We start from the raw sequence: 19018 nt of genomic DNA, 5'->3' as shown, positions 1-19018 counted from the left end.
ACATATAAAAGGGAAAGTCATGTTGAGCACAGTTAAAACGTTATCACTCATTGCCGCAGGTTTGTTATCAGCGCAAACATTCGCGTGGGGCGATATGCCTCTACAAAACACTAAAAACCTGACACTAAACGCAAAATCACTAAACGCTCTAAAAGTAGAAGCCGGTTCAGGTTTTTTACACATAACAGGCAGTGACACTGATGAAGTAACCGTAAAAGCTGAAATTTACCAAGATCAACCTCACGATGAATACTGCTTAGGACTTGAGGCTAAAGGCAGTAATGCAGAGCTTTCTGCTGGCCAATGTGACTACCACACGAATAAACAAACACGCATTGATTTAACCGTCAGTATTCCACGTTCATTTAATGTCAACGTGCACGACGGCTCTGGCGAAATTATTATTCGCAAAGCTGCTAACACCGTGATCAACGATGGTTCAGGTTCCATTGAGGCAATCGACATTCAAGGCACACTTGAAATCAATGATGGCTCTGGCAGCATTAACGTAAGAAACGTCAGTCGTGATATTAAAATTCACGATGGTTCTGGCAACATTGATGTCGCACACACCCAAGGTAATATAAATGTTCACGACGGCTCTGGTGGCATCGACTTAAACGATATCGCAGGTGATGTGGTTATTTCAGACGGTTCTGGCAGCATTCGTGTTGATAAAGCTGCTAACTTTGAACTACTTAGCGATGGCTCAGGTTCAGTTAACGTAACGAATGTTTCTGGTAAAACAACGTTATAAATAAGCGTATGTATAATAATGTTATTCAATTGCCCTTATTTTATGGGGCAATTTGTCATCACAAAACCCCCACCAATAAATCTTTATTAGCATTTTTACAAGGGCTTAGGTATCCTTTAGGAAACGTTAAAGGAACTGCTATTTAAAAGGATAGCCTGATATGAAAAAGCCACTCGCCGCCTTACTTTTTGGCCTTGTTTTAACAGGTTGTACTGGCCTTACGACCGAGCAACAAGCCGCCATAGATAATTTGACACCTTGCGAGAAGATTAATGCACTTTTAGGCGCATACGACAATCGCTTTGAAGGCTTAAAACGCAGCCGTGTGAACACAAAATACATGGAAACATGGACTGCAAAATACAACCTAATTTCCGACAACTGCCAAATTACAGCGCTTGATAATGACAATGTCACGTATCGTTGTGTAGGTAACTATGCGCAACAACAGCAAGCGGTTGCAGATCATACTCGAGCAGTCAATTTTACCCAAGCCTGTTTAGCAGATAAAAACTGGCATCAAACCCAAAAAGAGTCTGCAGAATCACTGCGTACAACGTTTGTGCTTGATGAAAATACCCCCGTTATTTCTATTCATTCGGGTAAAACATTATCGCGAAAACAGCCTTGGTCAACCACTCTTGAAATTGGTAAGCCTGTTGCAGGTAAATAACCTATCGAATGCATTAAGGTCACATTGTTGTGGCCTTAACATTTAACTCGCATGACAGACTCTAAAAAGCCAAAATCCACATATAAAACTGACTGCATTGGGCAATGCCATCGACTTAATGGCTACTGCACTGGGTGTGGCCGAACGAATGATGAAATTTTTGATTGGATCATTTTATCTGAAAAAGAAAAGTGTGCGATTTTAAATACCCTCGTCCTGACATAAAAACGAAATAATGCTGACACCCAAGCGTCATTAAAGCTTGTTAGCCTGATTAAAACGACTCATCAGGTAAGCATAATGCCCCCTATTTTTGTAATTAACTTAGCAAGCTCAATAGAGCGTCTAAACCGCGTAAGCGATGAGCTTAATGCACAGAACTTAGCATTTGAGCGCATTGATGCTGTCGATGGTAAAACATTAACAGACGCAGATATCGCCAAGCATTACAATGCCCGTTTAAACCTTAAAAAGTACCACAAACCTTTAAGTCGAGGTGAAATAGGCTGTTACCTGAGTCATCGAAAAGCATGGCAAACAATCGTAGATAGGCAACTCGACTACGCCATTATTTTAGAAGATGATTTTGTGCTCGACCGCTCAATTCACAGTGCTATCGAGAACATCAATCACTTAAAACAGCCATGGCAACTCATTAAATTGGCCGCGTATAAAAATCGCAATCGTGACATTGCATACGCAAAACCGCTTGCAGATGGTCAGCACTTAGCAATTCATAAAAAACTCATGTCTGGCTGCTGCGCAACGGCTATTAGCTTAGCGGGGGCTAAAGCACTGCTTAAGGCCACAGACACATTTGCGCGCCCTGTAGACTGCGATTTGCAACACGTGTGGGAAACTGGCGTTTATGGCTATTCACTCCTGCCTTACCCTGTTACACAGCCTGACAGTGCGCAAAGCGATATTCGTGATAGGTCTTGTCAGGTTAAAAAGTCATTTTGGCGACGTAAAAAGCAACAGCTCCACAGTGCAATTTTAAACGCAAAATACACCAAACAGTTTGTAAAAGCCCAACAAACGCCCGACAAAAAGAAAGGAGCCGCAGCTCCTCTCTTACCAATCAAAAATCATTAAATGTTTACTTAGCTTGGTTTGGGTGGTCAACACCCATCCATGCTTTAAACAACGCCATTTGAGCAGGTGTAGCATCTTTTAATGCTGTTACTTTTTTCTCTTTATCGAAGTCTTCGCCAAGTGTGAGCGTTGTGCTTTGCAGCGCATCACGGCGGATAAAGTCAACAGTCACTGTGTCGCCCGCTTTAAACGTTTCTAAGCTTGCTTTTAAATCTTTGCCAACATGCTTTTTGTTGAAGGCAACGATTTTATCGTCTGTTGTTAAACCTGCTTGCCATGCTGCACCACCACGACGAACATGTGTAAGTGTTAGTAACTCACCGCTATTTTTAGCGAATGAATCAATACTCGGTACTGATTTTGCGCCTTCTGGGCGAGTCAAACCTAAGCCAACTTTTGCTAGTAAGGCATCAAAATCAATGGCTGCTGGCTCATCCACATTAGCTTGCCACCATGCGCTGTAATCACGACCCGTTAGCTCTTTTAAAATGGCTTTGACATCATCAGGTGTAAAACCATCTGGCAAACGATGCTTATTGTAAAGCGCACGGTGCACATCACGATAACTGATTTTGCCATCACTTTTCTCTAGCAAGTCGATATCAAGTGCCATTGAAATTAACGAGCCTTCAAGGTAGATATTAGTGCTGTAGTTGCGAGCATGGTCACCACCTTGATTGATCCACTTATCAAAGCTGGTTTCAGCGGCGCTTTGTACTTCACGACCTGGGGTTTGCAAGTGGCGGTTAATAGTTTTAGTTAGGGTATCAAAAAACTCATCCGTTTTTGCAATACCAGAACGCACTAACAAATGATCTTCAAAGTAACTTGTAGAACCCTCTGCAATCCACAGTGTTTTCGCGTAGTTAATATTTGTGTAATCGTAAGGAGCGATTCCTTTCGGACGATACGCCTTTACATTCCATGTATGAATAAACTCATGGGCAGCAGTACTAATGAACGCTAAGTAGTCTTTACGAGAGCCAAAACGGTCACGTGGGCGCTGAATAATTGTTGAATTTAAATGCTCTGTAGCTCCCCCTGCACCAGACGTTGCATGTACCATAAATACATAACGCTCATACGGATAGCTATCCCAAATTACATTACCTGTAGCCACTAGTTTTTTAAGGTCCGTTAGCATTTGCTCAACGTCGTAGTTACCGTCGCCCCAAATAACCAGCTCGTAGTCTCGGCCATCCACCGTGAATTTATGTAACTCGTTAATGCCTGTTTCAATTGGCGAGTCGACCAAAATATCGTAATCAGCCGCTTTAAAACTGTGTTTTGAACCTGCATTTTCCATACCCGAAACAGAGCGCCATGCTTTAGGCACATCAAGCTTTACCGTCACAGGGTCTTGGCGAAATGATTCACTGAACATGAAAAAGCCCGATGCATCAATAAACGCATGGCTGTCATCGATGTGACGCGCGCGTTTACCTAGTTCATTGGCATAGACTTGATAATCAATATTTACGTGTGTTGGCTCATTTAAATGAACACGCCATGTGCTGTGGTCAATTTTTTCCCATTTTAACGGCTTACCATCATCATCTTTCGCATCGAAAAAACGTACCCCATTCGCAAGGTTTAAAATTTCGTAGCGTCCAGTACGCCATGCCGGAAGTTTTACGTCTAAATGCGCTTGGGCTGTCTCAGGAAACTCCACACTAACATTACCTAGATGATGTTCAGGTTCAGTGATCGCCAGTGAATAGTTTACATCTGCAAACACACTGCTAGAGCATGCGGCCAAAATTGACATAGCCAAAAACTTTTTCATAACAACTCTTTTTTATTACTATCGATAATTGCGAATTAGCCTATCAACTGAGATATAAAATGTGAATTAAAAACCGATAAACTGCCGTAGCAATAAGCCTGATAGACAAAATAGTTAAGTTTTTGACTTATCACCTACATTTCACAATAAATTGTTGTAGACTTAAGGTACATAAATATAAAACTTGATGGCGGTGTAAGTAAGTGCAGCAACAGCATGATGTTCTTAATAAAAAGTTAAAGCAAGCGATCGACGCAAGGATGGTTGTCGAGGATGCGCGCAAACATCAAGTTGAAGTACTTTCACAGTTTGCGGCGAAGTTATCGCTGAGCTGTAAAGGACTAGACATGGAGCTTGATAACCGCCTTGCTAAATACCGAAGTGCTCTAAAAAAAGGCGTTGATTTTAACCTACTAGCCCCCTTTATTGACGATGTACTCGGTTTACTCAAACACCAAGAAGCAAAACAAATTGCCTTGCAGCGCGATCTTAATAAAAGCGTATTAGATGCAGGCAAGCAGTTACAAAAAGTAAAAGGGTTACCTGATGATGCGCGCCGCTCGCTGCGCAACTTGCTTGACCGTGAGCTTGACAATATTCAATCGAACCATGATTTTGTGCCCATTTTATCCAAGCTGGTTGTTATTTATCACCAAGCCCTGCAAGCAAAGCTAGCTGAAAGTGATACCGGCGAAGCTTTAATTAAACCCGAGCTTGCCTCTGAGCTAATGACATTGGCTAATGGACTGTTATTTGAAGACGAAAGTGCTGAACAAATAAAAAATATCAGAAACCAAATTACGCGCAACGACAGCGTTGATGAGCTACTTGATGCTGCGATTGGCATTATTACCATTATTTCACAAAATATAAGTAAAGAACGCCAGTCGGCGCAGAGCTTTTTAATTTCGTTAAATCAGACAATTGAAGATCTGCATCATTCTATTGTATCAACCACTAAACACTCTGAGTCACTGAGTGCAGAATACGATTCACTTAATAAAAGTATCGAAAGAAAAATTAAAAATCTTAATCAGCAAACTCAACAAGCAACATCAATTTCGGCGCTTAAAGAATTAGTGGAAGAAGAGCTCAAATCATTGAGCGATGATTTAATCACCAAAGAAAAACTTGAACACGCTGAGCGTGAAAACTTACTTGCAAGCTTTAAAGACATTAATAATCGGGTAAGTAGTCTAGAGAGTAAACTGACAACTTATAAGCAACGTTTAAACGAACAACGTTTTAAAAGTTTGCTTGATGGCTTAACGAAACTTCCGAACCGTGCCGCATTTGATGAGCGCTTTGAACATGAATTCCAGTTGTTTTTATCGCAAGGTTCTGAGCTTACTTTAGTCGTTATTGATGTCGATCATTTTAAATCAATCAACGACAGATATGGCCACAGTGCAGGCGATAAAACACTTCAGGTGATCGCCAAAGCGCTGCAAAAATCAGTTAGAAAGTCTGACTTTATAGCCCGTTACGGCGGTGAAGAGTTTGTACTTTTAATGACTGGTATGCCACTTGAAAAAGCCGTAGCCCCCTTAGAAAAACTACGAAAAACAATTCAAAGTATCCCATTCAAATTTAAAGATACGCAAGTTGAAATTACGATTTCAATTGGCGCGACTCAACTTAAAAAAGGCGATACGCAATTGATTGCCTTTGACCGAGCTGATGAAGCGCTTTATACAGCTAAAAATGAAGGACGAAATAGAGTTTGCATTAGCAAATAAAGACCTCATGTATACCTTACTTAGGGTCTTTAATACATATTAGACAGGCTCATTGACGAGCTAGGAGAGTGCTTATGTTAAAACAACTGAATCCTACCGGTGTACTGGATTTACTATCACAACTAGAAGTTGATCTACTCGAACAATCATCCACCAGCGAGCGTTATAAATTATTTAGGAACTGCGTGCTCGCTGTTCTCAATGTGGGTAGCCACACAGACTCAAGTTCTGAAATTTACGACAAATATGAAAATTTCGACATTCGCTTATTAAGCCGTGAGCGCGGTATTAAAATTGAATTAGAGAATCCACCAGAATCCGCGTTTGTCGATGGCGAAATAATCACGGGTATTCACGAACATATTTTCTCAGTGATCCGTGACATCCTGTTTATTTGCCAAAAATACGAAAAAGATCTAACAGAGCAAAAGGCCATTACCCATATGGTATTCGACATGCTCAGAAACGCAGGAGCACTCAGAGTTAATAGCGATCCTAGTATGATTGTATGCTGGGGAGGCCACTCTATTAACGAAGTCGAATATAAATACACCAAACAGGTGGGTTACGAGTTAGGCTTACGTGGTTTAAATATTTGCACTGGTTGCGGCCCAGGTGCAATGAAAGGCCCCATGAAAGGGGCGACCATTGGCCATGCAAAACAGCGTATTACCGACAACCGATATTTAGGCTTAACGGAGCCTAGTATCATTGCAGCTGAGCCACCTAACCCTATCGTGAATGAGCTGGTTATACTGCCTGACATCGAAAAACGTTTAGAGGCTTTTGTACGTTCTGCGCATGGTATTATTATTTTCCCTGGCGGCGCGGGCACTGCTGAAGAGTTGCTCTATTTATTAGGCATCTTATTGCACCCTGAAAACGAGAAGCAATGTTTACCCGTTATTCTTACAGGGCCTAAACAAAGTGAAAACTACTTTATTGAGCTTTGTAAATTTGTTGAAAACACACTCGGCAAAAAAGCCCTTGATAAATTTGACGTCATAATTGATGACCCTGAACGTGTTGGCAGAACCCTTAAAGCTAAAATGGCAGACGTACGCGAATACCGTAAAAGCCAAGGTGATGCCTACTACTTTAACTGGACATTAAAAATTGATAACGATTTTCAGCAGCCGTTCGCGCCGACACATGCTAATATGGCAAGCTTAGATTTACATTTAGATCAACCTACTCAACAACTTGCAGCTAATCTACGACGCGCATTTTCGGGTATTGTTGCTGGCAATGTAAAAGATGAAGGCTTACAGGCGATTAAACAGTACGGCCGCTTTGTACTCAGTGGCGAGCCTGCATTAATGGCCGATATGGATAAACTGCTTGCCGCTTTTGTTGAGCAAGGTCGTATGAAGTTACCTGGCAGCAAGTATATCCCTTGCTATGAAATCAAAGCATAACTGGAGAACATGTGACCACCCAATTACTTTTAATAGATGCGTTAAACCTTATTCGGCGCATCTATGCCGTTGATAGTAATCAGAGTCATCACAGTGAAGAGCATATGATTAAAGCAAGCTGTGCCCGCGTGGCACATGCTTGTAAAAAATTACTAAGTCAATGCAACGCCACCCATGCAATTGCGGTGTTTGATGGCGATAAAAGCTGGCGATATCATTACTACGCTGCTTACAAAAGCACGCGTTCCCCCATGCCTGATACTCTAAAAAACAATTTAGCGCGTTTTAAACACGCTATCGAAGAGACCGGTATCGTGGTGTTCTCACCTGAGAACGACGAAGCAGACGATATCATTGCCACGCTTGCCTACAAAGCAGCATCTAATAATGTCTCGTCCACTATTGTGTCTACCGATAAAGGCTTTTTACCGTTTTTATCAGCGCATATCGCCATATTCGATTACTTTAAAAAACACTATATTGAGCATCAAGACATTAAACAGCGGTTTAATGTCCCCCAGCACCGCCTTGTTGACTTTTGGGCACTTGCAGGTGATAAAACCAATGACATACCGGGCGTTAAAGGAATTGGTAATAAATCGGCTGAGCAATTAATTAATGACTATGAGTCGATTGAAGCGGCCATGATGGACGACGCACTCAATGCCACTTTAAAACGAAAGTTAACCGCTGATATGGATAAGCTGATTATCTCTAGAAATTTAGTAATGTTACGAACAGATATAAACTTAGGCTTTAGTTTAAAGCAGTTAAGGCTCAATTAGTCGCAATCTCGTAGCACAGTTTATCAACTGCGCGTATACTGAAAATTCGTGTTTGTTTTATAGAGTTACACATGATTAAAAAGGTTTTCCAATATCTGGTATTAGGGTTAGGTGTTTACGCACTTATAGCAGCCCTAGTGATCACTTTTTATAAAGATGATCCGCAAGCCATGATCTGGCAAGACCGTGAAGCCTTCAACAAACGCTACATCGCCAAGCTTTCAATAGAAAAACCCGAAAACCTCAATGCCGTGCTTGATTATTTAGGTAGCCCCGATTTAACCTATGCAAAACGCGTTGAAGACAATGTATGGCAAATTATTTTTTATCGCACTCAACATGTTAAATCAGATGGCATAACCACGATTGATGAGTGTACAGGCTTACTGTTTAAAAATGGCCAACTTGTATTATGGGGGCCCAGTGCCTATGAAAGTTATCAGCAAGAAAGTTAGCACACAATGATGGACACTGTGACGCCGCGGGAATTGGCACGCTTATTCGATAGCACACATCAGCTACTTAACCTGTATTATCAAAAACGCAAATGGTCACAAATTTACCCATTACTCAGTAATCTTGCTGAGCGTTATTACCTGGTATACCAAACATACCCTAAAAGTCTGCAGGCACAACTTAACTTATACGTCGCAGCCCATGGTTACACAACGAACCTGGTTGTTAACCAGTGTGTCATTGCGTGCATAATGTGCCATAGCCTCAATTATAATAAAGCAGTAAGTGAGCAAATTATAAGTTGCTGTCTTGCTAATTATTTATGTGTGCAATCACAAAGTAATAAGCTCGCATCAGGGCAAACACTGACCGAGCAAGACAAAAAACTGTGGCATTGTCGTCATCAACTTGCTGTAAAATTGCTCCATGCAGCGGGCCCAAATACGGTTTCAATTCAGCACTTATTAGCGCGTTTAAATAAATATAAGCAAGCCTTACTCAGCGCACCAAAAGTGATGATTTACGATGGTGCGACAACCCTTGTTGCACTCGCTAATATCATCGCGATGAATACTACCTACCGAGAGTCCGGTGGCCATATTAGTGTGCATAAAGCATTGGCCGATATTTACCTTCGTACACCTAATGAGTTTGCGCAAAATGCAATTAAAGCCTTTATTGCACATATCGGTCCGTACATTCCCGCAAGCGAAGTGAAGTATGCCGAGCAAACCTTAATATACCTAACGACTGACGAGCAACATCGGCATATTTTAATTGATGTGTCTCAACCTGAAAAAATTCGTTGGCATCGATTTAAAGCCCCCTTGTCAATTATTGATAAACAACGTGTTTGCAATGATTCACGCTTGCTTTATACCGTTTGGTTTAGTGAAAAAATCAATTTTGTGCTGCCTCCCCCAGCAAATCAGCGTCGCCAGCAACAGTATCTAACACTGATCAGCGAACTTAAAATAGCAAAAGAGTACAGTTATCGGGCGTTAGACAAATTACTGAGTCCATACCCTGAACTTATTCACCAGCTTACGTACGCTGTTAAGCCTTATAATAAAGAGCACCAACGCGCAAAAGATTTACGCCATTGCTTATCTATGGTGGGCTATGACAATGCGCCAGCGATTATCCAGAAAGTATTGTTTCAGCGCTTAGTTGCCACCACATCGCACCCTTTATATCCGCACATAGCCAAACGCCTTGAAAACATAGTACGGATTATTCAAGCACTGTTTAAACACTCACCTATTCAGCAATTTGAGCAAGTCACCTTGCCCTTATATGCCTATGTCTTGTATCTGTGTGAGAATCAGGCAACAAGTTTGTCACGCAAAACCGTGTTTGAACACGCAGAAGAGCATACGGTAAGCCCTCCACTTGCGTGCTTGTTTGGGATTAACACGCTTGATTTGGCTCCCCTGAGCGAATACCTTACCCAATTAATCGGCGATAATCCTTGGACACAGCATTTACTTAACAGTGAGCAATTAAAAAAACAACAATTACAACAGAATGAAAAGCTTTGGATTGCAGTAAAATTGTTCAGTTATTATGTATTTCAACCTAAGGCTATGTTTAGTAGTTGGCAAGAAAACATTATCGCTGAAACATTAACGACGGTCGGTTGGCATTCAAAAGCGGATTTTTATTCATACCTTCGTACATGCGAGTTTGCTGATAATTTTTAAAAAATGGTGCTAAAACGTTCGAAGTCGTTAAGAAAATATGAACTTTCGTCTATTTATAGTCAGTATTCACAGTATAAACTGGCAAAAAGCTGAATAAATTGCTATAAAAGCCGCTTAAATTTTCAAACACATCCACGTAAATCCTCTAACAAGTAAATCGCGCTCATTTTCGCGATGTATTTACGTGTATATCTACTCATAAATAGGAAAAGTAAATGGCTAAACAAACCATCACAGTGATCAAAGGCGACGGCATTGGTCCTAGCATTATTGATTCAGCACTTGAGATCCTAAATGCCGCAGGTTGCGATTTTGATTATGAATTCGTTGATGCTGGCCTTGCTGCCCTAGAGAAAACAGGTGAGTTGCTTCCGCAAGAAACAATCGACACTATCGCACGTAACAAGATCACTTTAAAAGGCCCATTAACGACGCCAGTAGGTGAAGGTTTTACGTCTATCAACGTGACACTTCGTAAACAATTTGGCCTTTATGCTAACGTACGCCCAGTTAAATCATTTGAGGGTACTAAAGCGCGTTACGATAATATCGATATCATCACTGTTCGTGAAAACACGCAAGGTATGTACTCAGGTCTTGGTCAAGTAGTATCTGAAGACGGTAACGAAGCTGAAGCATTATCAAAAATCACCCGTGAAGGCGCTGAAAAAATTGTTACATTCGCATACGAACTTGCAGTCCGTGAAGGCCGTAAAAAAGTAACCGCTGTTCATAAAGCAAATATCCTTAAATCAACATCGGGTTTATTCTTGAAAGTTGCACGTGAAGTAGCAGAACGTTACCCACAAATCGAATCAACAGAGATGATTGTTGACGCAACATGTATGAAACTAGTCATGACCCCAGATGAGTTTGACGTTATCGTTACAACTAACTTATTCGGCGACATTTTATCTGACTTATGTGCTGGTCTTGTTGGTGGTCTTGGTATGGCTCCAGGTGCAAACATCGGCGAAGATGCCGCTATCTTTGAAGCAGTACACGGTAGTGCGCCAGACATCGCAGGCAAAAACCTTGCTAACCCGACGTCAGTTATCTTAGCATCAATCCAAATGCTTGAGCACTTAGGTATGGCTGACACAGCAGAACGTATTCGCAGTGCAGTCGCTGACGTTATCAAAACAGGTGACCGAACAACGCGTGACCTTGGCGGCAGCCACGGTACAACAGACTTCACACAAGCAGTGATTGAACGTCTATAATTAGCTGTATGCTAACTAATAAAAAAGCCAGTTTTTTAACTGGCTTTTTAATGCTTAAAATTTGCCGTACCTGCGTATAATCAGCGGGGTAAAAATCAGTAATAACCACCAGATAGCCCCACCACTTGATCCCGAATTACTCTGTGTTTTAACAACCCTGACTGATAAGCTTGTTTGTTCTACAGCCTGCGTTTGGGTGTCTGTTACTGTTAACGTGACTGCGTACGTCCCCTCATTTGTGTATTGGTGTGTCGGCGATGCTGAGGTACTTGTACTGCCATCAGCAAAGTCCCACTGATAGCGATATTGCCCTGTACCACCACTTATTTGACTTGAAAACTGCACATTCAAACCTTGTGCATTAAACCGAGCACTGGCATTTAAAGGCACATCCACAGTGACTGCAAATTGCGAAGATGTTGACTCCATGTTGGCATCAACCACCGTGACATTCACATCAAAGCTACCCGACAACGCATATTGATAACTGACCGTTGCCGTTGATGCAGCACCTCCGTCGGCAAAATCCCAGCTATACTGATACGGTGCAATGCCCCCTTGTGCAGTCGCTGTCGCAACCAGTAAACCATTTTCATTCGCTGTAACCGAAAGGCTAAGTGTTAGCGGCTCACTAACAATAATTTCTTTGTTTAACCGCGTAACCTCTCCTGACTCAGTCGTGCGCTCAAACACGACAGTATAGCGGCCATATTCTGCATATTGATGGGTTGGCGCGAGCACCGTTGACTGCTCGCCATCACCAAACAACCACAGAAAAGTATCGGTTTCATTTAAAATAAGACCGTTGATACTAAACGACACATCTCGGTCGCTACGTTGGGCACTAATACCAGAAGTTGCATCATAGTTAAGCTCTACATTCACTTCACTGCTATCCGTTGCTTGCGACACAATGCGCCAACCGAAGCCCAATGAAGGTACATTAACCCCCGACGCAGGCTGAATAGGGAAGCTGTAATCTTGAGCATCTGAAAATGAGCTAATTGCTAATAGGTGCTCGTCTCCCAAGCCCTGGCGTTGATCATACAAACTAAATGCCGCATCGCGCACTTGAATATCAGTATTGGCAGGGCCTGATGTTGTGCCCTTACGAATCGTATTTTGGTCAGCATCAACCACAAGTGCAAAGCCTTCACCTGGGTGAGAAGCTGTGTTGTTATTTTGCTCAGCAGGGTCAACATACCACAACAATACCCCTGGAGAGTAAGACTCAAACTGGAGGCCACTGTCAATGCCGGCATAATCTCTTAGCTGTAAAAAGTAATGTGTTGGTTGCTGATAAACGTACTCACCAATACGTGAGAAACCTGCTAGTTGAGCGATTGATGATTGCTCTGCATCATCTTTAAATACAACGGTATTCCCCTGAGTGATAATTAAGTCGTCAACCACAATGCCATAAAAGTGTATGTTCACATCGGTGACATACGTAATTTCAAGCTCGATTGTTTGCCCTTCATAAGCAGACAAATCAAATCGCATATCAAGGTGACCGTGCGGCAACTTTGCGCCATCTTTAAATTGCGAGTCGCCACTTAAATAAGGACCAATGTCACCATAGTGTGGGTTTATCGCCTTGGTATAGCTATTAGCAAGTGCAACACCATTTACTTTAATTTGTGCATAGTCGTAGTCTTGTTCAATGCTAAAATGTGATAACAACGCAAGCTCGGTACTGCCAGCAGTAGAGGGTAATGTAATGCGTTGCTTGTAACTGTGTACAAGCTCATTCCCTTTACCTGAGTAATACTGATAGCGCCCTTGTAACGGTGCTTTAAAGCTTTCTAATTTAGCGGGTAAGGTGACCTTTAACTGATTTACGCCAGAACTAAAGCTACTCGACGCTTTTAAATTATGTTCAGAGTCTGTATTTACGTCGGCTAAGTCAATTTCGGTTTGATGTAGCCAATTTCCTTTGTAACGTGTTTGCAAGTAGTCAAGCGCGTACGCACTAAACATCACTGGCGCTGAACCTCTTGGCGACCCAGCCCAACTCCCGCCGGCCATAATAGACCAAGACGCAACAGGTTCACCAATTGCGCTGCCCATTAAGTCATATTCATCAGGCAATCCAAGATCGTGACCAAACTCATGAGCAACAACCCCAATTCCCGCATCGATGGGATTAATCGTGTAGCCAAATAATTTCACATTACTGCCAGCAACAGCAGCGGGTTGGTTTGCGTTGTTTGTAACGAAAAAACGGTGTGACCAAATAGCATCGGTGCCCAGTACTCCACCACCCGCTTCTTCTCCAATACTAGAGTGAAACACCATTACATGATCGATAATCCCATTAGGTTCGTTGGTAATACCGTCACCATCAATATCATCGAGATCGGTTAAATCGTAGTCTTGTAAATTAATATTAAAGGTTGCAACGGCTTTTTCTACCGCTTCTAATATAAGATCTGGGGCGTTTAGATCACGAATGTCACCTTCTCTCTCACCGTAAAACTTAGCGGGCTTATCTGCACTCACCCACCCATAAACATCTCCGGTAAATGCAAAGCTTTCACCTGATGCTTGTTGATAATAATGATGAACCGTGTTTAACGATTGACCCGATGGTCCCGGGTACGATGTGTCATTAAAGAGCATTTGTTGATAGTGAGCTTGGCTGTAATCGCTGTAGTACATGGGTGTATCTTCAGCAGTGAGTTGATTATTGTCGTAAGGCAAGTCAGGAAAGTCGATTAAGATTGCCAATACTTTAACGTTTGTTTTGTCATCGGTTGGGTTTAACGATACAAAATTTGTGAACTTATTATCAAGCACTGCTTTATTGTGCACCTTTGCGGGGTCTAACACTCTGGGTTTAATCGCAACGCGTTGAGCTGTATTCACTTGTCCAATGTAGTCTTCTAAAGCAGCTTGCTCGTCGCGCTGATTAAGTTCACCGCGTTTTTTCAGCCAATACACTATTTGTTCTTTATTGATCAAGCCAATATCATGAGTCGCTACAGGCTTTGCAAACACCGAAAAGCTCGACAACAAACACACGCCTGCTAAATAATTAATAAATCTCACAATTAATACCCTACCCCAGTTTCGTATATGGCTAATCATAGCTAAGTTATGCATAAATAACATGACCTTAGGTTATTTATTACAGACACTTAACGCTTGCCACACGAACAATGTAATGCATAGTTACACCTTAATATACGTGCAAAAAATGAATTTAGATGCAATAAATACAAATTACCGCATCAAAAAAGAAAAATTAATGCAAAAAGATGCTTTTGCGGTTGACATCAGTTTCCAAAAGGCTTAAAAATAACCCTAACAAATTTTAAACAGTAGCCGTCTAGTCGGCTGTTATTTTTATAAAGAAAAAAACAATGAATTTTCGCAGCCATCTTTTAGTCGTCAATGTACTCGTACTGGTCTTAGTAAAAAGCCCAGCGGGGACGTATTAAAAGATGAAAGCACGCTTTTAAAAACCCCCGCCATTTGCGGGGGTTTTTTTATGCTCTTGTAGCTAGCACACAGAGGAATGAGGATGAGTACAGCAGAATATAATGGATCCGAACTTGTTGTTCGGGCACTTAAAGAATTAAAGGTTAAATATATCTTTGGCTACCCAGGCGGGTCAGTGCTGGATTTATACGACGCACTTTTTCAACAAGATGATATCGAACATATCTTAGTACGTCATGAACAAGCAGCCACGCATATGGCCGATGGTTATGCCCGAGCAACGGGCGATGTCGGTGTGGTGCTTGCAACTTCGGGTCCTGGAGCAACAAACTGCATTACCGGTATTGCTACCGCTTATATGGACTCCATTCCTATGGTTGTGTTGTCTGGTCAAGTACCCACAGGACTGATTGGCGATGACGCCTTTCAAGAGACCGATATCGTTGGCTGCTCTCGTCCGATTGTAAAGCATAGCTTTAACTGTCGAAGCGCACAGGAAATCCCGGCCATTCTTGCCAAAGCATTCTACATAGCCAGCACAGGGCGTCCTGGTCCTGTTGTGGTTGAATTGCCAAAAGACATGCTAAACCCAGCCATTAAATTTCCATTTGATTTTCCAAAAACAACAGAGCTTCGCACATACAACCCAAATACCAAGGGTCATTCAAAGCAAATTCGTAAAGCTGTCACTGCCATTCTAGAAGCGAAAAAGCTTGTTATTTATTCTGGTGGCGGCATTATTCTCTCCAATACATCAGAGCAATTAACCCATCTTGTAGAGTCACTTAATGCCCCCATTACAAATACATTAATGGGACTAGGTGGTATTAGCGGCACACACCCTAACTTTATCGGTATGTTGGGTATGCACGGCAGTCTAGAGGCAAATAAAGCGATGGCCCATGCCGACGTTATTTTAGCGTTAGGGGCACGATTTGATGATCGGGTAACCAATAATGTAAAAAAATTCTGCCCGAACGCCACTATTGTTCATGTTGATGTTGACCCTACATCGATTTCAAAAACCATAAAAGCACATATTCCTGTCGTTGGTTGCTTACAAACGGTACTTGAACAATTACAAAGCGCAATTGATAAAAGCTCCATTGCAATTGACCGTTCTGCACAAGAAGATTGGTGGCGACAAATTATTAGCTGGCGAGAGCAAAAGTGTCTGAGCTACAGCACCGATGGCGATAAAATTAAACCGCAAGCGGTTATAGAAGCAATTTACAAAGCAACCAATGGCGATGCGTATGTCAGCTCTGACGTAGGCCAACATCAAATGTTTGCAGCTCAGTACTACCCGTTTAAACACCCGCGCCAATGGATTAACTCTGGAGGCCTTGGCACGATGGGCTTTGGCTTGCCTGCGGCTATGGGTGTAAAACTGGCTTTCCCAGACAAAGAATCAATTTGTGTTACCGGTGATGGCTCGATTCAAATGAATATTCAAGAGCTTTCGACTTGCTTGCAATATAACCTTGCTGTGAAAGTCGTGTCACTTAATAACCGTTCACTAGGCATGGTTCGCCAATGGCAAGACATGATGTATTCAGGGCGTCACTCATCATCGTACATGGAATCATTACCTGATTTTGTAAAACTGGTTGAAAGCTATGGCCATGTCGGTATTCGCGTAGATCATATTGATGAACTACAACCAGCCATTGACAAAGCGATGTCGATTAACGACCGATTAGTATTCTTAGATATTTGTGTTGATGAAAAAGAGCATGTTTACCCAATGCAAATAAAGCTAGGGGCTGTGGATGACATGTGGTTACGTAAAGGAGTAAAAGCATAATGCGCCGTATTTTATCGATTTTATTAGAAAACGAACCGGGTTCACTGTCTCGCATTGTTGGCTTATTTTCACAGCGCGCTTACAACATTGATAGCCTGACAGTGGGCACCACTGATGACCACTCACTTTCACGTATCACTATCACCACAATGGGTGATGACCGCATTGTTGAGCAAATCACAAAGCAAGTAAATAAACTTGTGGATGTACTTAAAATCATTGATTTAACAGAAATGGCACACATCGAGCGTGAGTTATTGTTAGTTAAAGTCTTTGCTCAAGATGAAAACACCCGTGCCGCAGTCACGCGCGTTGTCGATGTATTTCAAGGTGCCATACTCGATATGGGCCGCCACAGCTATACATTACAGCTTGTCGCAAGTACCGAGAAAATAGAATCGTTCTTGGACACGCTTCGCCATGAAACAGACTTAATTGAAGTCGTGCGTTCGGGTGCGGTCGGCATTGGTCGAGGTGATAAGGCGTTAAAGGCATAAGCCTTTACAGCTTTATTACAGACACAAAAAAAGGGCTATTAGCCCTTTTTTTAATTAATAAGTACTTATTCTTATTAAGGATTAACTTGGTCTTTAAGACCTTTACCCGCTTTAAAGCTTGGGATAGTTGCTGCTGCGATTTGGATTTCTGCACCAGTTTGTGGGTTACGGCCAGTACGCGCTGCACGCTCTTTTACCGAGAATGTGCCGAAACCAACTAATGCTACTGAGTTACCTTCTTTAAGAGAGTTAGTAACTGCGCCAGTGAATGCATCTAGTGCACGCGTTGCTGCCGCTTTTGAGATTTCTGCATCAGTAGCGATTTTTTCAACTAATTGAGCTTTATTCATTGTTAGATTCCTATTCGTTATTATTTTGCCTTCGCAAAACCTATCTTTATGCATTTTTGAAAAGTTAGCAACAGCAAATTGCTATTTTTACGTAAATTATTCAAAAATGGCTACATTTTAACTGTCTATCACTAACTTAGTGACATCAGGATTAATAAAGACTGAATTTAACCATCTTCCAAAAGGTTTTATGACAGCTAAACGATCATTCGATTTTCTCGATAACCAAGGTTACTTCCCCAACCTCGACACCAAACTTATCAATAGCGGTACGGTTAATCAAGCGCGATTGTGTTACCAAGTACATCCAATCATCGAAGTTTACAACTAAAGTACTATCGTTATAAGGAAGTTCTACCGAGTAAGTCCAATGAAACACACTGCCGTTACTATCCCCTTTCGCTTCACCCACTACATCTGAAGCGGTACCTGAAATACTCCCGTCATCATTTAGAGTGATATACCAAGTGCGAGTTTGCGTTTCCCCATCGTCATAAACAAACTGCTCATCAATCACCCCTTGGTTGCCTTGCCAGCTTGCTTGCATATCAACAACTAACTTACGCGTTAACTCGCCCTTGTGGTCTTGAACAACGCCGTACGCTTTAAGTTCACCACTGAAGAAACGTTTAAAGTTAAATTCTGGCTCTGTCCCTTTATAATAATCAACATCAGGGGCTGAACAACTCGCGACTAAAAATACCATAGCTGAAATGAACATTGCTTTGAGCTTAATCATGTTTCCCTCCTATAAGCTGTTTTCTAAGTGAAGGCTCTGTTGTGTCGGCACTAAGCCAAATTGCTAAAAAATTATCGGCAAACCTTTCATCTTCAATAGCACCAAGTTTTTCGTTGTTGAAGTAAAAAGTTCCAATTCCCTGTTGGTTTGTTTCAAATGACAAGGAATCGTTTTCTTTTATATCTGGCCATAAATCAAGTAATTGAGTATCAAAGGCACCAACCATTTCATCAAAGCCCAAATGCTGCCATTGCTCATTAGTGGCTTTAACAATATCTTTTGCCGAAAAATCGCGCAGATACGTTAAGGTGAGTTTGGTTGGGTGCTGGCCAAAAACATAGTGTCCTGTGGGCGTTTCTAGTTTTGCGTCATACACATCCCAAAACAAGTATTCCATTTTTGCTTGGCCTACGGTTTTAAAACCCGTAGCGTTAGCGTTTGTCATTAATACCAGTGAGGAAAATAGGAGTAATGCGAGTCTGTATTTCATTGTTCTATACCTTAAAACATATCTTTTAGACACTACGCATCACAGGGGCTAAGTGA

Annotated in this window: 17 protein-coding genes; 12 read left to right on the top strand and 5 right to left on the bottom strand. The window is 41.8% G+C overall.

The genetic code is table 11. The features are described 5' to 3' along the window. Nucleotides 1-19: 19 nt before the first annotated feature. The 4 genes from BM378_RS05655 to BM378_RS05640 all read left to right on the top strand — a co-directional run bounded on the left by BM378_RS05655 (nt 20) and on the right by BM378_RS05640 (nt 2525). The gene (locus BM378_RS05655; protein ID WP_074988776.1) at nt 20-757 is read left to right on the top strand and encodes a DUF4097 family beta strand repeat-containing protein; all 738 of its coding nucleotides are present in this window, start codon (nt 20-22) and stop codon (nt 755-757) included. 160 nt (nt 758-917) lie between these two features. After that, nucleotides 918-1430 (top strand): hypothetical protein, encoded by a 513-nt coding sequence (locus BM378_RS05650; protein ID WP_036971979.1) that lies wholly within the window; start codon nt 918-920, stop codon nt 1428-1430. A gap of 51 nt (nt 1431-1481) precedes the next feature. Beyond that, a complete protein-coding gene (locus BM378_RS05645; protein WP_083422879.1) occupies nt 1482-1655 on the top strand; it encodes a DUF1289 domain-containing protein in 174 nt (57 codons plus the stop codon). Nucleotides 1656-1730: 75 nt separating this feature from the next. After that, nucleotides 1731-2525, top strand: a complete 795-nt coding sequence (locus BM378_RS05640) for a glycosyltransferase family 25 protein (protein ID WP_065979041.1) — start codon at nt 1731-1733, stop codon at nt 2523-2525. A gap of 4 nt (nt 2526-2529) precedes the next feature. Here BM378_RS05640 and BM378_RS05635 read toward each other — a convergent pair whose 3' ends face one another. Then, nucleotides 2530-4311: a M61 family metallopeptidase gene (locus BM378_RS05635; RefSeq protein WP_065979040.1), complete on the bottom strand. Its 1782-nt coding sequence runs from the start codon at nt 4309-4311 to the stop codon at nt 2530-2532. Nucleotides 4312-4514: 203 nt separating this feature from the next. Between BM378_RS05635 and BM378_RS05630 the strand changes: the two genes are divergently transcribed. The 6 genes from BM378_RS05630 to BM378_RS05605 all read left to right on the top strand — a co-directional run bounded on the left by BM378_RS05630 (nt 4515) and on the right by BM378_RS05605 (nt 11635). Continuing rightward, complete coding sequence (locus tag BM378_RS05630) at nt 4515-6050, top strand: GGDEF domain-containing protein (RefSeq protein WP_369678707.1); 1536 nt, start codon at nt 4515-4517, stop codon at nt 6048-6050. A gap of 74 nt (nt 6051-6124) precedes the next feature. Further along, nucleotides 6125-7468 (top strand): nucleotide 5'-monophosphate nucleosidase PpnN, encoded by a 1344-nt coding sequence (gene ppnN / locus BM378_RS05625; protein ID WP_036971989.1) that lies wholly within the window; start codon nt 6125-6127, stop codon nt 7466-7468. 11 nt (nt 7469-7479) lie between these two features. Continuing rightward, nucleotides 7480-8253 (top strand): flap endonuclease Xni, encoded by a 774-nt coding sequence (xni, locus tag BM378_RS05620; protein WP_065979039.1) that lies wholly within the window; start codon nt 7480-7482, stop codon nt 8251-8253. Nucleotides 8254-8324: 71 nt separating this feature from the next. After that, entirely contained in the window at nt 8325-8708 is a 384-nt protein-coding gene (locus BM378_RS05615; RefSeq protein ID WP_036971993.1) for a DUF3192 domain-containing protein, read from the top strand. Nucleotides 8709-8714: 6 nt separating this feature from the next. Next, nucleotides 8715-10412 carry a hypothetical protein gene (locus tag BM378_RS05610; RefSeq protein WP_083202763.1) on the top strand — a complete coding sequence of 566 codons (1698 nt, stop codon included), beginning with the start codon at nt 8715-8717 and terminating at the stop codon, nt 10410-10412. 215 nt (nt 10413-10627) lie between these two features. Then, on the top strand, nt 10628-11635 hold the full coding sequence (locus tag BM378_RS05605; RefSeq protein ID WP_036971995.1) for an isocitrate dehydrogenase: 1008 nt from the start codon (nt 10628-10630) through the stop codon (nt 11633-11635). Nucleotides 11636-11689: 54 nt separating this feature from the next. Here BM378_RS05605 and BM378_RS05600 read toward each other — a convergent pair whose 3' ends face one another. Then, nucleotides 11690-14686 carry an immune inhibitor A domain-containing protein gene (locus tag BM378_RS05600; RefSeq protein ID WP_074988815.1) on the bottom strand — a complete coding sequence of 999 codons (2997 nt, stop codon included), beginning with the start codon at nt 14684-14686 and terminating at the stop codon, nt 11690-11692. A gap of 475 nt (nt 14687-15161) precedes the next feature. On the opposite strand from BM378_RS05600, the gene BM378_RS05590 reads away from it, so the two are divergent. After that, nucleotides 15162-16886: an acetolactate synthase 3 large subunit gene (locus tag BM378_RS05590; protein ID WP_036971999.1), complete on the top strand. Its 1725-nt coding sequence runs from the start codon at nt 15162-15164 to the stop codon at nt 16884-16886. After that, nucleotides 16886-17383 carry an acetolactate synthase small subunit gene (gene ilvN / locus BM378_RS05585; protein WP_036972002.1) on the top strand — a complete coding sequence of 166 codons (498 nt, stop codon included), beginning with the start codon at nt 16886-16888 and terminating at the stop codon, nt 17381-17383. The genes BM378_RS05590 and ilvN overlap by 1 nt, the downstream gene beginning before the upstream one ends. A 74-nt stretch (nt 17384-17457) precedes the next feature. Here ilvN and BM378_RS05580 read toward each other — a convergent pair whose 3' ends face one another. From BM378_RS05580 to BM378_RS05570, 3 genes are all read right to left on the bottom strand, one after another. Then, the gene (locus BM378_RS05580; RefSeq protein WP_036972004.1) at nt 17458-17733 is read right to left on the bottom strand and encodes an HU family DNA-binding protein; all 276 of its coding nucleotides are present in this window, start codon (nt 17731-17733) and stop codon (nt 17458-17460) included. A 205-nt stretch (nt 17734-17938) separates the two neighbouring features. Next, nucleotides 17939-18472 (bottom strand): DUF3833 domain-containing protein, encoded by a 534-nt coding sequence (locus BM378_RS05575; RefSeq protein ID WP_036972006.1) that lies wholly within the window; start codon nt 18470-18472, stop codon nt 17939-17941. Then, the gene (locus BM378_RS05570; RefSeq protein ID WP_036972008.1) at nt 18465-18962 is read right to left on the bottom strand and encodes a chalcone isomerase family protein; all 498 of its coding nucleotides are present in this window, start codon (nt 18960-18962) and stop codon (nt 18465-18467) included. The genes BM378_RS05575 and BM378_RS05570 overlap by 8 nt, the downstream gene beginning before the upstream one ends. Nucleotides 18963-19018 lie beyond the last annotated feature (56 nt).

Origin of the sequence: Pseudoalteromonas lipolytica, assembly GCF_900116435.1 — a bacterium.
GTDB classification, from domain to species: domain Bacteria; phylum Pseudomonadota; class Gammaproteobacteria; order Enterobacterales; family Alteromonadaceae; genus Pseudoalteromonas; species Pseudoalteromonas lipolytica.
Note: the sequence above shows the minus strand (reverse complement) of the source record. Positions and strands in the feature narration are given on the sequence as shown.

Bases quoted from the DNA above. Each gene is read 5' to 3' on its own strand.
- BM378_RS05615 (WP_036971993.1), top strand. From the start codon at position 8,325: ATGATTAAAAAGGTTTTCCAATATCTGGTATTAGGGTTAGGTGTTTAC.
- BM378_RS05605 (WP_036971995.1), top strand. From the start codon at position 10,628: ATGGCTAAACAAACCATCACAGTGATCAAAGGCGACGGCATTGGTCCT.
- BM378_RS05590 (WP_036971999.1), top strand. From the start codon at position 15,162: ATGAGTACAGCAGAATATAATGGATCCGAACTTGTTGTTCGGGCACTT.
- BM378_RS05640 (WP_065979041.1), top strand. From the start codon at position 1,731: ATGCCCCCTATTTTTGTAATTAACTTAGCAAGCTCAATAGAGCGTCTA.
- BM378_RS05575 (WP_036972006.1), bottom strand. From the start codon at position 18,472: ATGATTAAGCTCAAAGCAATGTTCATTTCAGCTATGGTATTTTTAGTC.
- ppnN (WP_036971989.1), top strand. From the start codon at position 6,125: ATGTTAAAACAACTGAATCCTACCGGTGTACTGGATTTACTATCACAA.
- BM378_RS05655 (WP_074988776.1), top strand. From the start codon at position 20: ATGTTGAGCACAGTTAAAACGTTATCACTCATTGCCGCAGGTTTGTTA.
- BM378_RS05645 (WP_083422879.1), top strand. From the start codon at position 1,482: ATGACAGACTCTAAAAAGCCAAAATCCACATATAAAACTGACTGCATT.
- BM378_RS05635 (WP_065979040.1), bottom strand. From the start codon at position 4,311: ATGAAAAAGTTTTTGGCTATGTCAATTTTGGCCGCATGCTCTAGCAGT.
- BM378_RS05570 (WP_036972008.1), bottom strand. From the start codon at position 18,962: ATGAAATACAGACTCGCATTACTCCTATTTTCCTCACTGGTATTAATG.
- ilvN (WP_036972002.1), top strand. From the start codon at position 16,886: ATGCGCCGTATTTTATCGATTTTATTAGAAAACGAACCGGGTTCACTG.
- BM378_RS05610 (WP_083202763.1), top strand. From the start codon at position 8,715: ATGATGGACACTGTGACGCCGCGGGAATTGGCACGCTTATTCGATAGC.
- BM378_RS05580 (WP_036972004.1), bottom strand. From the start codon at position 17,733: ATGAATAAAGCTCAATTAGTTGAAAAAATCGCTACTGATGCAGAAATC.
- BM378_RS05650 (WP_036971979.1), top strand. From the start codon at position 918: ATGAAAAAGCCACTCGCCGCCTTACTTTTTGGCCTTGTTTTAACAGGT.